Source organism: Polaribacter sp. L3A8 (genome assembly GCF_009796785.1).
Taxonomy (GTDB): Bacteria; Bacteroidota; Bacteroidia; order Flavobacteriales; family Flavobacteriaceae; genus Polaribacter.
Genome location: NZ_CP047026.1, coordinates 2,822,464 through 2,838,146, shown reverse-complemented (window position 1 = coordinate 2,838,146; position 15,683 = coordinate 2,822,464). Strand labels below are relative to the sequence as shown.

Genomic DNA, 15,683 nt, shown 5'->3' with positions numbered 1-15,683 from the left:
AAATACAGTAAGTTTATTTTTAATAAATTTACTTAATTATTAATTTCTTAGTTATTGTTTCTTTATTGTTTGATATACGAACTAAATATATTCCAGTATTAAAAGAAATTGCATCTACTTCCATTGTGTTACCTTTTTGTAATTCCTTATAAATTAATCTGCCATCAATACTAAATATTGAAACACTTGAGTTTTTATATTGACCAAGATTAATAGTGAATTTATTATCAGTAGGATTAGGGTAAATTGATATGTTTTCGTCTAAATTATCTTCCAAATTAAGAGGTGCTCCATTTACGTTATATGTATAATCATTATATTTCCAAGACCCGTTTAATGTCCATAATCTAACATATATAATACTACCATTGGTAGGTATGCCGCTAACTGTTTTATTAGTGCTGTTAAAAGTTGAACTTGAACGGATATTAGTTGATCCTGCTCCTGTAGTACCTACTAAAATATCAAAATAAGTAGCACCAGAAGGTCTATTCCATCTAAAGTTAATAGAAGATGAATTTAGTCTGCTTCCTGGCGACGGACTTGTTATATTGGCACTTCCATTAGATATAGTTGCTGTAGTTGCCTTGTACGTATAATCTTTATAAGACCAAGAACCATTTAAAGTCCATAACCTAACATAAATTGTACTACCGTTGGTAGGTAAACCATTAACTGTTTTATTAGTGCCATTAAAAGTTGAACTAGAACGGATATTAGTTGATCCCGCTCCAGTAGTACCCACTAATAAGTCGAAATTACTAGCACCAGAAGGTCTGTTCCATTTAAAATTAATAGAAGCAGCGCTTAGCGTACTTCCTGGAGTAGGGCTTGAAATAGCTGCTTCTACAGCAGTTGCTGTAGTTGCCTTGTAGGTATAATCTTTATAAGACCAAGAACCATTTAAAGTCCATAATCTAACATAAATTGTACTACCGTTGGTAGGTAAACCGTTAACTGTTAGGTTGGTGGTGTTAAAAGTTGAGCTAGAACGAATGTTTGATGATCCCGCTCCAGTAGTACCCACTAATAAGTCGAAGTTATTAGCACCAGAAGGTCTATTCCATTTAAAATTAATAGAAGCAGCACTTAGCGTACTACCTGGAGTAGGGCTTGAAATAGCTGCTTCTCCAGCAGTTGCTGTAGTTGTCTTGTAGGTGTAATCTTTATAAGACCAAGAACCATTTAAAGTCCATAATCTAACATAAATTGTACTACCGTTGGTAGGTAAACCGTTAACTGTTAGGTTGGTGGTGTTAAAAGTAGAACTAGAACGGATATTAGTTGATCCTGCTCCAGTAGTACCCACTAATAAGTCGAAATTACTAGCACCAGAAGGTCTATTCCATTTAAAATTAATAGAAGCAGCACTTAGCGTACTTCCTGGGGTAGGGCTTGAAATAGCTGCTTCTCCACCTCCTGTAGTTCCTCCATTTCCTATGGTAAAACTCATTGAATTACCTACGTTTCCAACGTTACTCACCTTAAGAGCGCTATTGGAACCGTTATACCATTTTGCACTTGGTGCTGTGTTATCATTAAAGGTTGTAGAGCCTCCATTGTGCCAACACGCAGCATTATGAACGTTTATATTATTATTAGCATGCTCTAAGGCAACTTGTTTATCGGCTCTTTGATTATTACCATTTTCGTTAATGTGCCAAATAGTAATACCTTCATCTGGTAAAGAAGTACTTCTTCCTGTTTTTCTTCTAGGTTCTATTAAATAAAACTCTTTTGAATTTGAAGGGTTGGTATATTTATACGATCGTAATGAATTAGAATTTTCAGTAAATGTTTGGTTTGCAGAATTTATATTAATTGTAGTACCCCAACCTGCTAAATTTAAAAAATATGGATTAGGTGTTGATGGATTTTTCCTGTTTCCATAAGAACACATTAAATCAAAAGCGCCTATACCATTTGGGCTATTATCATAGGTGTAAGTGTCAGGCCAACCTGCTAACATGTGTCCATTTTCATGACAAACGGTACCTAATGATAAATCAGTATTAACAGGGCTTGTGTTGTAATCTCCACTTGATACGCCATCTGCACTAAAACCAGTATATGTAGATTTGTGATACCACATACCTTTAGCCCATGCAGCAGGAGTTCCTGTATACATTAAATTTATAGCCTGAATACGACCATTTTTTATAGTTAAGGTGTTAAAATCAAAACCTTGGTTATTAATCCAATTTAGAGATTGGTTAAGAATTTCTTGGGCTCCTTTAGCATAAGGCATTGCATCATAACTTGCAAAAGTTTTAGGTGCACGATAATAGCCATAAACTACATTTTCATAAACCAAAGCACCACCAGATATATCAGAAAAAAAATCTTTAACCGATCCATTATTTCCATAGCCAGTATAGCCAGATTTATTGAAAAAATCTCTAATAGAGTTCATGGTTATAGGGGCTGTTGAATCGCTAAAATCTACAACAATCGCAAGACCCTTTATGGTGCCATTAACAGCGCTTTTTGCACTTTTTTGTAATACTGAATCATTGTTATTACTAAAAGAAGGATTCAGTATTTTTGTATTTGCATTGACTATAGATTTTCTGGCGCTACTAGAAATATCTAAGTGTTTTTTTAAGTTAAATTTTTGTAATTTACTTTTTAGATTTGCTTGGTTTTCTCTAAAATAGATACCTGTAGAAATCAATTTTCCTTTGTTATCAGATAGCTTAGCATAACTAATCCAGCCAGTAGATTCATCTCTAATTAAAGTGTAACCGTCAGGGCTTTCAGCCCGTATGTAATAAGCATCACCATAAAGATGTACGGTTACATAGGTTCCGTCGGGTTGTTTAAATTTATACGGATCTCCGTTATAAGAAGTTGCAAACATTAGTGCTGAGCAAAGGCACAACACAATCGATAGATAAATTTTTGTTTTCATAATTATAAAGTTAGTTAGTTATTTAGATGCATAAAAAGCTGTACTACACCAAGATTAGTTTTATCTCGGTCAAAATATTTTTTTTCGTTTTGTTTGCCAAAAATATTTTGATCTATTTATTCTCTAAATTATTTAGTTAATGTAAAATTACATTATTTTTTTAATATGGTTGTCATTTTATATTTAATTGATATATAGTTTGTTATATGTGCTTTAATTTGGGGTTAATTTTTAAACCATTGTAATTGATGTACGTTGCTTTTTAAAGAATAAGCTTTCGTATTAAAGTATAGCTGTATTTCTTAGCTGTTCTGCAATTGCAATAAAAGTTTGTACTCTATAAAAGTCGTCTGCGTTTACAAAGGCAAAATTTTCTTTGATTATATCTTTTTATTAATAAAGCGTAACCTGTTTTTTTTGGTTTGCCTTCTCTATATTTATGTATTTTTCGGGTATGTTTTCTAATTCTTAAAACATATATTCTACGGCTAATTTACCTTACAATTTAGAGTCTATATTTTTTAAGCCTTTTACTTTGGGTGTCGTATTTGTTACCACTTCTAAAGTTTATGAAGTTACAGAGTTGTGAGAATAGGGTTTCTATTCGTTTTCTTTTTTTTCTAAAAATATAAGGTTGTTTTTTATAATTATTTTGATTGTTTCTCATTGGAGTATTCAATTTTATATTACAGGTTTCAAATAAGCTTAGCTAAATTTCTGCTGATAAATAACCGCAATCTTCAATCAAAGGGCAATTACTAATTTGATCTTTAGGTGTAATAGACAAAATGGTTGGTGAAATCTTCCTTAACCCATTTGTTTATTAGTTTTGAGGCAAATCAAAGGTTTTGAATAAAAAAAATGTAAATTTTGTGACTGTTTAAATACTTATAAGTTGCTTAGAAGTACATATACAAGCCTTAATACAAATATGGGGTATTACTTGGTAAGATAATTATGAATTAAATACTCCAAATACAACCAATATGATTGATGGTTTTTTTCTGATTCTAAAAACAAACTTAGGAACCATAATGGATTAACTATAGAAAGAAAAATAAAATTTATAAATGAGTTTTAAGAACTAAAATAAACTGATGAAATTATCAGAAAAAAGATCAACCATTTTGTCTATTACGCCTAAAACTTCCAATATTCTTTCGTAATTTGCATTTAAGTTATTCGTAATTAATATGTTGTATCTAATGTAGTTTATTGATTTTTAGTAAGATGGGTAGTTTTTTAATGATAATGCACAAAGGGTTAATTTGTTTTTTGCAAATTGGTTTCGAACTAGAAAGTCTTGAGTAAGAAAAGAGTCCATTTTTATAATTATTTATCAAGATGTTTAAAAGATTAAAATATTGAAGTAAATATAAAAGGAAAAGCTTTTTTTATGTAAACAAGATATTAATTAATATTTAATACAAATAGGTTAAAATAATATATATTTCAGTATAGTACAGGATACCAAAATATTTTATTGTTTGTAATCTTGTTTTATATTAAGTGATGTGAATAATTAATTTAAATTTCACAAAAAAAAACAATTCAATAAATTTTTAATAAAAATTAACTTAAACATGAAACAAACCTTAAAAAAACGAAATCCTTTGCTGGGTCTGAAGCTTGTGCTTTTTTTCTTATTAACGGGTTTTACAACTGTTAATTTACAAGCACAGGAAAAGATTTCGGGTATTGTAACTGATTTAACAGGCATGTCTTTACCGGGTGTAAGTGTGGTGCAAAAAGGAACATCTAACGGTACAATAACCGATTTTGATGGAAACTATTCTATTAAATTGATTTCGGGTACCAAAACGTTAGTGTTTTCGTATCTAGGATTTAAATCTAAAGAAGTTCCTGTAAATGGTGTAACAACTATAAATGCAAAGTTATCGGAAGATGTAGAGAACTTAGATGAAATAGTTGTAGTTGGTTATGGTACTCAAAAGAAAGAAAGTGTAGTGGGGGCTATTACTCAGGTAAAAGGTGCCGACTTAATGGAGAGAGCTGCTGGTATTACAAACGTAGAAGAAGCATTGCAGGGAAATTTACCAGGTGTTACCACTATACAAGGTAGTGGGGTTCCGGGAGAATCTAATCTAAAGATTTTTATTCGTGGGTTAAGTTCTTGGAATGGAGATGGAGCGCCTCTTGTTCTTGTAGACGGGGTTAAGAGGTCAATGACGGATATTGATATGAATGATATCGAGAACCTTTCTGTTTTAAAAGATGCGTCTGCTACTGCTGTATTTGGTGTAGAAGGGGCAAATGGTGTAATATTACTTACTACTAAGAGAGGTAAAACAGGTAAGGCGCAGTTATCACTTAATGTAAATTCTACCATTAAAATGGTTTCGCAATTACCAAATAAATTAGATTCTTATGATGCGGTATTACAGTCTAATAGTTCTATTCTTAGGGAGTTAGCAATTAGTCCAGGGTCTTGGGGTGCCTATACACCTTTAGGTATTGCAGATAAATATAGAAACCCTTCAAGTTTAGAAGAAAGTTTTATTTACCCTAATGTAAATTGGGAAGATGAATTGTTAAAAGATTTTGCACAAGATTTTAGAATTAACTTATCGGTTCGTGGTGGTAATAAAACGGCTAAATATTTTGGTAGTTTAGCTTACCAGACTGTAAACGATATTTTTGATGGTAGTAAGTATGATACAGGGAGAGGGTCTTTAGGTGAGTATAAATACAGAAGGTTTAATTATAGAAGTAATATTGATTTTAATATTACCAAAAGTACCGAGCTGTCTGTTAATCTTTCTGGTTATTTGGGTATTAGAGAGTCTCCGAATAAAATAGGAAATATAACAAATGGAATTTACCAAATTGCACCAAACTTATATACGCCTGTATATCCAGATGGGTTATATGGTCAATCTGTAAATCCTGCTTTTGTTTTCAATAATCCTGTTGTAAGTTTAACAAATAGTGGATATGATAAGTATACTAACTTTCAGGTAAATACGGATTTTGTTTTAAAGCAAAAACTAGATGGTATTGTTAAAGGTTTGTCTTTTAAAGGACGTTTTTCTTTAGATAATAATATGAGGAGTTTACAGACTTTAAATGATGGAGGTGTAGGTTATAGAGTTTACAATAATGGTGTAGAAGAATTTGATATTCCACCGGGTATAAATGGTTTTGATTATGTTCGTAATCCATGGACGTTAGATGCCTCAGAAGTAGAAAATAGTCAAAGAGAACGTCAAATGGTGTATGATTTTTCTTTTAATTATAACACCACAATTGCTGAGAAGCATAACATAACAGGATTGTTCTTATTTAGAAGACAAGAGTCCGCTAAAGGTAGTGTTTTTCCAAGATTCCGTGAAGACTGGGTAGGAAGGGTAACGTATGATTACGATTCTAGATACTTTATAGATGTAAATGGTGCTTACAATGGGTCAGAAAAATTTGGTCCAGGTTACCGTTTCGATCTTTTCCCTTCTGTAGCCTTAGGTTGGACACCAACTAACGAAGCTTTTATGAAAGATACAGATTGGTTGTCTAAATTGAAGTTTAGAGGTTCTTATGGTGTTGTTGGTGATGATAACTCTAGTGGTAGATTTAAATATGTAAGTCAATGGGAAAATGGAGGTACAGAATCTGCATATCTAGTACCAAGTAATTATTATAGTGGTAAATCTCCTTACACATGGTATAGAGAGTTGAGTGTTGGAAATCCAGATCTTCAATGGGAAACAGCTGTTAAATATAATATTGGAGCTGAATTCTCTATATTTAATGGTTTGTTAACTGGTGAAATAGACTATTTTGCAGAAGATCGTGATAATATAGTTGTTGTAGGTGATCAAAGAAGTGTACCAGATTTATTTGGGCAATCACCACCAGATTTTAATACAGGTAAAGTTGAAGTAAGAGGTTACGAAGTAGTGCTTGGAGCTAATTACACTTTTGAAAACCAAATAAATGTTTTTGGTAATTTCAATTTTACACAATCAAAAGATTTAGTAATATCAAGAGAAGACCCTTTATTTAGTAGAGATTATCAGCGTAATGCAGGATTTGCTATCGGTCAACAAAGAACTGCTATTCCTGCCGGAATATTAACCAGTTGGGATGATGTTTATATGTCAACACCACAAAATAATAGTCAAAATCTAACCAGAGTTGGTTATTATGATGTTGTTGATTTTGACGGAGATGGTATTTATGATGCTAATTTTGATAATACTCCTTTTGGATATCCAGAGCGTCCTCAAAGGAACTGGAGTGCTACTTTAGGTGCAAGGTATAAAGGTTGGAGTGTTTCCGCTCAGTTGTATGGAACACAAAATGCTAGTAGACGTTTTGGCAACAACACGTTTACACAACAAACTGCTTTAATTTTTGAGCAGGATTTAGATTATTGGACGGTAAATACACCTAATAATACAGATACGCAACCAACATGGAGTGCTCCTGGAGCTACTAACCCTAGAGATAATTGGTTAGATGGTTCATTAACAAGGCTTAAGGCAGTTTCTGTATCTTATGAAGTGCCAACTAAGATGTGTGAAAGGTTAGGGCTTAAGAAATTGACTCTTTTTGCAAATGGGAATAACTTGTTTTTATGGTCAGACTTACCTGATGATAGAGAGTACAATGCTTCAAGTGATGCAATTTCTAGAGGAGATTACCCTACTCTTAAGAGATTTAACTTTGGTTTTAATATGAATTTTTAAAAAGAATAAGTGATGAAAAAATATAAAATAAAATTATTAATTATCCTAGGACTACTGTTGTCGTTTTCTTGCGAGAGTTACTTAGATAAAGCACCTGAGTCAGATTTAGATGAAGAAGAAGTTTTCTCTACCTTTAAAAATGCACAAGGCTTTGTAGAAGAAATGTATACATTGGTTGTAGATTATGGAACACAAGCACATACTTTTCAAGATTACTTGTATGGAGATGACGCATATGGTAATAGAACTTGGAAAGCAAGTTATCAAATTGATTTAGGAAACTTAAATGGAGCAGCAAGGGGTAGTTTTACTTATTTGTGGAATTGGCAGAATGCAACTTATGGAACAAGTAATGCAGATATAAACAATTCTAATCAGTCTAAAAGACCTGGTTTATGGGATGCTAGTTTAAGAGGTATTCGTAAAGCTAATATTGTTATTTCTAATATAGATTTAATGGTAAATGCAACTCAAGACGAGAGAGATGTTATATTAGGACAAGCTTATTTTTTTAGAGCATTTTTTCATAATGAAATTATGAAATTTTATGGACGTTTTCCTTATATAGATAAAGTGTTAGTGGGTGATTTTAATTTACAACGACCAGATTCTTATAAAGAATCTGCTTTAGCTGCAAATGAAGATTATAAAAAAGCAGTAGAGTTATTGCCTGCAAATTGGGATGAAATGCCTTATGGTAAACTAACATTAGGAGAAAACAAAGCAAGACTAACTAAAGGAGCTGCCTATTCTTTTCAAGGTAAAAACTTACTTTTAGCTGCCAGCCCATTAATGTATGGTAACAATGGTAGTATGAATACTTATAATTATGATACAGAATTATGTGATATGGCTGTTGATGCTTTTGCAGAGGTACTTAAATTAAAAGATCAAGGCTATTACAAACTATCTTCTTGGGAAAATTATGAGGAGGTATTTTGGAAATCACCAACACCTAATGCATGGCCAGGTGCTACTGAATTTATATTTGCTTCAACTGGAGGTAATAAGGGACAAGTTCAAAGATTTATGACGGCCGGAGTTGATAGAGATTTTCATGGAATTAGTGGGTCTGAAATAGTGAGTCCAACACATAATTTTATTAATTATAATTTTGGAATGGCTAATGGACTTTCTATAGAAGATGATCTGAGTGGAAAATATGGGCCTGTTACTTATAATCCTGCAAAACCATTTGAAAATCGTGATCCGCGTTTTTATAAATGGCTTATTATAGATGGTGATGTTATGGCGCCAAAAGCAACAGGAAGTAATCAAACCAAACATGGTACCGCTAAACTTTGGTACGAAACTACCGGTAATTTTGGTGAGCATAGAAGTAAAGGTGATGATAACCAGCCATCTACAACTGGGTATATGTTTTCTAAATTTTACCCAAAAATAGATGGAGAGTATCATAGTAAATGGAATCAAATCATTGACCAATATACAGGAATGCGTTTGCATATGAGACTTACCGATGTGTATTTAATGTATGCAGAAGCGTTACATGCTTCTAGAGGAGCAACTACAACACCTGGATCTTATAATTTAACAGCAGAAGAAGCTATTAATGCTATTCGTAATAGAACAGCAGGTACTATTCCTAACGTACATCCTAGTATCGTTGCAGATAATAATAAATTTATGGATGAGATTAGAAGAGATAGAAGTGTGGAGTTATGTTTTGAAGCACATAGATGGGTTGATATTAGACGTTGGGGATTGGCGCACTTAGAAAGATATAAAAGAAAAACAGCTTTAGATTTTCCAGAAGATCATTCATCATTTACAGAAAGACTTCTTGTAGAGAGAGTTTGTGAGTATCCTAAACATTATTGGTTACCATTTGAGGCTAAACAAACGCAAATTTATGAGGGATTCCCTCAAAATCCAGGATGGTAATCTTTAACAAATTCGTTTTAATAAATAGATAGAAAAAAATGAAGAAAAATAAAAAATTATATAGGGTATTTGCACTAACCTGCCTGATGTTCTTTTGCTTTTGTAATGTTACAAATGCTCAAACTAAAGGTTTAAAAGTAAAAGCAACCGTTGTAGATGAACAAGGTAGTCCAATAGCTAGTGTTAGTGTTTTTGGTTCTAATGGAGGCAAAGCTTCTACGACTGAAAATGGAGTTTTTGAAATTAAATTATTGGATGATGCTTCTCTTATTCTTGAAAAAAAGGGGTACACATCTAAGATAATTAATGCTGCCGATTTGTCGGAAGGAGATGTTGTGTTAGAAAAATCAGCTTTTCTTGCTTCAAAACAGGACGAAATAAAAATGGGAGTTGCCACTAAAAATCGTCGTGAATTAGTGGGGGCTGTTTCAACTATAAACACAAGTGATCGGTCAACTTATGATAATACACAGTACGTTAGAGATTATATTAACGGATTGATGTTAGGTGTTAGAGGTTCTGATAATGTGAGAGGAATAGGAAGTGCTGTTTTTGTGATTGATGGTGTTATTGGGCGTGATCCTAATATCTTAAACATGGAAGAGGTAGAGCAGATAACCGTACTTAAAGACGCTAATGCTGTGGCATTATACGGTAGTCAGGCTAGAAATGGTGTTATTGTAATTAATACAAAACGTGGTAAAATTAACAGAAAAGAAATTAATGTAAATGTACGTTCTGGATTTAGCACACCTAGAGCTTTACCAAATTATTTAGGTTCTGCAGAATATATGGAATTGTATAATGAAGCATTGCAGAATGATAATGGTGTTGGAGGAGTTCCTTTTAGCACAGAGGATATAAATAATACTAAAAGTGGAGTAAATCCATTTAAATATCCAGATGTAGATCTTTATTCTACTCAATTCATAGAGCCACTTACAACTTTTACAAATGTAATTACAGAGTTTTCTGGTGGAAATGAAAAGAATCAGTATTATGTAAACGTTGGATGGAATCGTAATAGCTCTTGGGTAGATATAAATGAAGATATTAATGTTGGAACCAATCGTTTTAATGTAAGAGGTAATATAGATTTTAAAATTAATGATTGGATTACAAGTAGTCTTGATGGTATTGCAATTATAAGTACCAATAAGTCTTCTAGAGCAGATTTGTTAAGTGAAGCAGCTACTTTAAAGCCAAATGCATACTCACCTTTCTTACCTGTAAATTTAGTAGATACTAGTGATCCTACAGTTGCAGGTCAATTACAGACAGCACGTAAATTTAACGGTATGATCTTAGGTACTTCACCAGTATTTAAAGAAAATGCACCTATTGCGTTGGCAATTGCTGGAGGTTATAGAAATACAGTGTTTCGTTCTACACAATTCAATAACTCTATTAATTTTGATTTAGACAAAATAACAAAAGGGTTATCAGCTAAAACGTATTTGAGTTTTGATTTTTATGATTCTTATAACTTATCTATAAATAATCAATTTAAAACATATGCACCTGAATGGTCTGGTAATAATATTGCTAATTTTGGTATTGATAATTCAAATCCAGCAAATCTAGTAACTGATGGTTCTCGTATTTTTGGTGAAGATGTAAAAGATTTAACAGAAACTGTTAGTACTAATGGATTTATTTCTAGATTTGGTTTTTATGGACTTGTAAATTATAAGAAGACGATTGCAGAGAATCATTCTTTAAATACTACCTTATTAGCGTATTATAATTCAGAGAATAGAAACGATGTTATACAAACAGATGTAGATACACATATAGGTTTTCAAGTGTCTTATGATTTCAAGAAAAAGTTATTTGTAGATTTTAGTGGTGCTTATGTTAATTCTATTAAATTACCAGAAGGAAATAGAGGTGGCTTATCACCAACAATTGGTTTAGGGTATGTGTTAAGTGAAGAATCATTTTTAAAAGATAATGATTTTATAAACTATTTAAAAATTAAGGCTTCTGCAGGTATTATAAAGTCAGACCAAGGTATAAGTGCTAATAATAATAATGATAGTCCTTACTATTTGTATGATTCAAACTATTCAGACGGAGGTACCTTTAATTGGGCAGATGGGGTTACTAACAAGAGACAAGATATCTCTCAGGGTGCAAACCCTAACTTAACTTTTGAAGAACGTATAGATTTAAATTTAGGTTTTGAAACTTATTTGATGAATTCACTTTGGATAGAGGCTAATTATTTTAGAACAGAACTAGACAAACAAGTATCTTTCTTAAATGCAAATTATCCTTCTTATTATAATGATTTTAGACCTTATGATAATTTTAATAAAGACTTATATACTGGTTTTGAATTAGGTTTTAATTATAATAAAACATTTAACGATTTTTCAATAAGTTTAGGTGCTAATGTACTATACAGTCAAACAGAAGCGTTAAAAAGATCTGAAATTAACGAGTTCGATTACCAAAACAGAGTAGGAAAAGAATTGTCTTCTATGTTTGGTTTAGTAGATCAAGGTTTTTATACAGAAGCTGATTTTGATATTGATGGAAATGGAGGGTATACTTTAAAGTCAGGTGCACCAGTGCCTAATTTTGGAGATGTACAACCAGGAGATATTAAATACAAAGATCAAAACGATGATAAAATTATTGATAATGATGATAGAATTGCTATTGGACAATCTAGTAGCCCTTGGTCTTACGGTATTAACTTAAACTTAAATTATAAAGCATTTAGTTTGTTTGTATTAGGTACAGGACAAACAGGAGCCTCTGGAGACAAGCTAAACAGTAGTTTTAATGATTATTATGGTGTAAATGGTAATGTTAAGTATTCTGAGGTTGTTAGAGGACGTTGGACTCCTGCTACTGCAAATACAGCAACTTTTCCAAGATTGTCTACGCAAACCAATCAAAATAACTTTAGAACGTCTACGTTTTGGTTGTATGATACGAGTTACTTTACAATCAATCGTGCTCAGTTAACATACGATTTTGATGATAATTTATGTGAAAATTTAGGAATTCAAGATTTAAGTATGAATGTTTCTGGAACTAATTTACTTGAGATAGCTGAAAATAAAGAGATTCGTCAATTAAGAATAGGTACTACGCCTTTAGTTAGAACGTATACTCTAGGTTTAAGAGTGTCATTTTAATTCAATTATAAAAATTAGATAAATAAAATGAGAAATTTAATAAAAAATATATTTGTTGTGTTAGTTTTTACTAGCATAATTGGCTGTGAGACCTTTGAGCCTATTGATGAAAACAGGTTAGATTTTGATTTTGTGAGCACTGTGCCGGTAAGAGCTGAAGGAATATTATTAAATGGATATACTGGTTTAGTAAGTCAATATTCATTTTCTGAAGGGGCAACAGATGACGCTGTAAATAATCAGTTGACTAATGGGTATAAAAGATTGGCACTTGGAGAGTTAAGTGGTCAATATAACCCAGCATCTCGTTGGAATAATCTGGAACAAGTATTTTGGATGAACCAATTTTTACAAATTGTAAATGCAGGAGAAATACTATGGAGTAATGATGAAGTAGTAAACAAATTGTTTAATGATCGCTTAAAAGGGGAAGCTTTAGCATTAAGAGCATTGCATCATTTTTATGTACTGCAAGCTCATGCCGGAATAGGTACTTCGGGTGAATTATTAGGTATACCATACTTTACAGAATTTATTGAGTCTGATGGTAATTTTAATACTCCTCGTTTGTCATTTGAAGCAACAGTTCAGGCTATTATGAAAGACTTTGACGATGCATTGGTTTTATTGCCTACAGATTATACAAATAATGATGGTGATATTGATGCTAAGTATAGTGGTATAGATATTGCTTCTTACAAAAGAGTAAATGGAGCACAATTTAATTTACGTATATCTGGTAGAATTGTAAAAGCATTAAAGGCACGTGTAGCACTTTTTGCTGCAAGTCCATCTTTTTTAAATGATCAGGCGTACTATGCTATGGCAGCAGATAATGCCGCAGATGTTTTAAATACTATTGGAGGTGTTGCCGGTTTACCAGCAAATGGAATTGAATTTTATGCATCAGATAACAATATTAAAGGCATAGAATCTTTATGGAGAGGGTCTGTTGGTGGTAATAGTACTACTTATGAAGAAAGAATGTTTCCTCCATCTGTAAATGGTAAAGGAGAGATTAACCCAACTCAAAACCTGGTAGATGCTTTTCCAATGCAAAACGGTTTTCCAGCTACAGTTGCTAATGGTTATGATCCGCAAAATCCTTATGCTAATAGAGACCCTAGATTAGAGAAATACATTGTTGTTAATGGTTCTTCTATTGGTGGAGGTACCATTAACTCAGGTCTTGGTGGAGGAATCGATAGATTAGATTCTATTGCTGAATTATCTACAACTACTGGATATTATCTAAAAAAATTATTACGCCCAGATGTTAGACTTAATAGTGATGGTACTACATCTGGTAAAATACATGCTAATGTGTACTTTAGATATACAGAATTATTTTTAATTTTGGCAGAAGCGGCGAATGAAGTTGGTGGTCCAGATAATGCAATTAAAGGTATTTCTGCTCGTGATGTTATCGCTGCAATTAGAGATAGAGCAGGTATAGCGCAACCAGATAACTACTTAGCATCTATTAATACTAAAGAAGCTATGAGAGAACTTATTAGAAATGAAAGACGTTTAGAACTAAGTTTTGAAGGGCACAGATTCTGGGACCTTAGACGTTGGGGAATGTCTTTAAATGAAACAGCAAAGGGGTACTTTTTTGATGGAAGTAGTTACAACGAGTTACCTTCTGTAGAAAATAGAAATTTTCAATCTTTTGCCATTTATATGCCAATTCCAAATTCTGAAACGGTAAAGTTTTCTGAATTGGAGCAAAATAATGGTTGGTAAGATAATTTTGCATTCAAATAAATAAAAACATAAAAATGAAAAATAAATTAATAATACTATTTGCTTTCGCACTGGCTTTTATGGCTTGCGAAAACCAGGAAAATTCATTTGACGACTTTGGCTCAACTTCCGTATATTTTCCATTTCAAACCCCTGTACGATCACTTATACAAGGAAAGTATGATTTAGGGTTTAATGATAATGACAACAAAGGTAGATTTGAAATAGGTGTTACAATGTCTGGGGTATATGAAAATACGAAAGATAGAAAAGTTGGTTTCGAACTAGCCCCAGGATTAATAGATGCAGCTGCTTTAGGCTTAGATACTGTGAATGTAAAGGTTTTACCAGCATCATATTATACTATAGAACAAGAAAGTCCTGTAACTATTCCTGCAGGTTCTATTAAAGGTCGTATTCCTGTACAACTTAATGATGCTTTCTTTGACGATCCTTTATCTTTTGCAGGAGAAAACGATGTGCATTATGTAATCCCTTTAAAAATTACAAATTTTGAAGGATTAGATTCTTTGTTAACGGGTATTCCATTTATTGATAACCCAATTAGTATAAAAGCAGATGATTGGGAAATTTTACCTAAAGATTATACATTATTTGGTATCAAATTTATAAATAAATATACAGGTATTCATTTACGTCGTGGTGCAGATAAAATTGTAGGAACTTCAGAAGAGTTTACAGTATCATCTAATCAAACAGAAACAACGAATATAGACGAAACTATTGTGTATCACGCTCCCTATGTTGAACAAGATGAATTAATTACTTTAAATACTAGTGGTAGAAACCAAGTTACTACTACAAACCTAATTAAAAGAGGTAGTATTTCTAGTGATACAGATTTATCAATAAATATACAAGTTAACGATAGTGGAGATATTACGGTTGCTCCTGTTGATGGAGATAATCAAACTGTTACTGGTACAGGAAAATGGGTTGAAGATGGAGATGAATGGGGAGGTGAAAAACGAGATGTAATTTACCTTGACTATACGTTCGATGATCAAGAAATTGTTGAGCAAAAGGTATTTGGTACGGTGGTTTCTAGAACAACACTAAATTTGGTGCATACCGTTAAAGATACCATAGTAATGAGAGATAGAAATGTTAAGTTTGAAGAATTTATTATTGATTTAGAAAAAAAATAATTTAAATTTATTTAATATTTTAAAGACCCTTCATTATAGATATAGTGAAGGGTCTTTAATGATTTATGATCACTTAATTTACACGTTATACGAT

Annotated in this window: 6 protein-coding genes and 1 pseudogene; 5 read left to right on the top strand and 2 right to left on the bottom strand. The window is 32.3% G+C overall.

Going from position 1 to position 15,683, the window contains the following annotated elements; all coding sequences use genetic code 11:
- Positions 1-28 precede the first annotated feature (28 nt).
- Positions 29-2,860 (bottom strand): M6 family metalloprotease domain-containing protein, encoded by a 2,832-nt coding sequence (locus tag GQR92_RS11355; RefSeq protein WP_158839613.1) that lies wholly within the window; start codon positions 2,858-2,860, stop codon positions 29-31.
- A gap of 625 nt (positions 2,861-3,485) precedes the next feature.
- Positions 3,486-3,683: pseudogene (locus GQR92_RS17995) on the bottom strand (IS982 family transposase); the annotation flags it as partial.
- 859 nt (positions 3,684-4,542) lie between these two features.
- On the opposite strand from GQR92_RS17995, the gene GQR92_RS11350 reads away from it, so the two are divergent.
- The 5 genes from GQR92_RS11350 (at position 4,543) to GQR92_RS11330 (ending at position 15,589) form a co-directional block, all read left to right on the top strand.
- Positions 4,543-7,617, top strand: coding sequence for a SusC/RagA family TonB-linked outer membrane protein (locus tag GQR92_RS11350; RefSeq protein WP_158839611.1), 3,075 nt, complete (start codon positions 4,543-4,545; stop codon positions 7,615-7,617).
- A gap of 12 nt (positions 7,618-7,629) precedes the next feature.
- A complete protein-coding gene (locus GQR92_RS11345; RefSeq protein WP_158839609.1) occupies positions 7,630-9,522 on the top strand; it encodes a RagB/SusD family nutrient uptake outer membrane protein in 1,893 nt (630 codons plus the stop codon).
- Between the two features lie 86 nt (positions 9,523-9,608).
- Positions 9,609-12,674: a SusC/RagA family TonB-linked outer membrane protein gene (locus GQR92_RS11340; RefSeq protein ID WP_158839607.1), complete on the top strand. Its 3,066-nt coding sequence runs from the start codon at positions 9,609-9,611 to the stop codon at positions 12,672-12,674.
- 27 nt (positions 12,675-12,701) lie between these two features.
- A complete protein-coding gene (locus tag GQR92_RS11335) occupies positions 12,702-14,420 on the top strand; it encodes a RagB/SusD family nutrient uptake outer membrane protein (protein ID WP_158839605.1) in 1,719 nt (572 codons plus the stop codon).
- Between the two features lie 35 nt (positions 14,421-14,455).
- On the top strand, positions 14,456-15,589 hold the full coding sequence (locus tag GQR92_RS11330) for a DUF5627 domain-containing protein (protein WP_158839603.1): 1,134 nt from the start codon (positions 14,456-14,458) through the stop codon (positions 15,587-15,589).
- The last annotated feature ends 94 nt before the right edge of the window (positions 15,590-15,683 follow it).

Bases quoted from the DNA above. Each gene is read 5' to 3' on its own strand.
- GQR92_RS11355 (WP_158839613.1), bottom strand. From the start codon at position 2,860: ATGTTTGCAACTTCTTATAACGGAGATCCGTATAAATTTAAACAACCC.
- GQR92_RS11345 (WP_158839609.1), top strand. From the start codon at position 7,630: ATGAAAAAATATAAAATAAAATTATTAATTATCCTAGGACTACTGTTG.
- GQR92_RS11340 (WP_158839607.1), top strand. From the start codon at position 9,609: ATGTTCTTTTGCTTTTGTAATGTTACAAATGCTCAAACTAAAGGTTTA.
- GQR92_RS11335 (WP_158839605.1), top strand. From the start codon at position 12,702: ATGAGAAATTTAATAAAAAATATATTTGTTGTGTTAGTTTTTACTAGC.
- GQR92_RS11330 (WP_158839603.1), top strand. From the start codon at position 14,456: ATGAAAAATAAATTAATAATACTATTTGCTTTCGCACTGGCTTTTATG.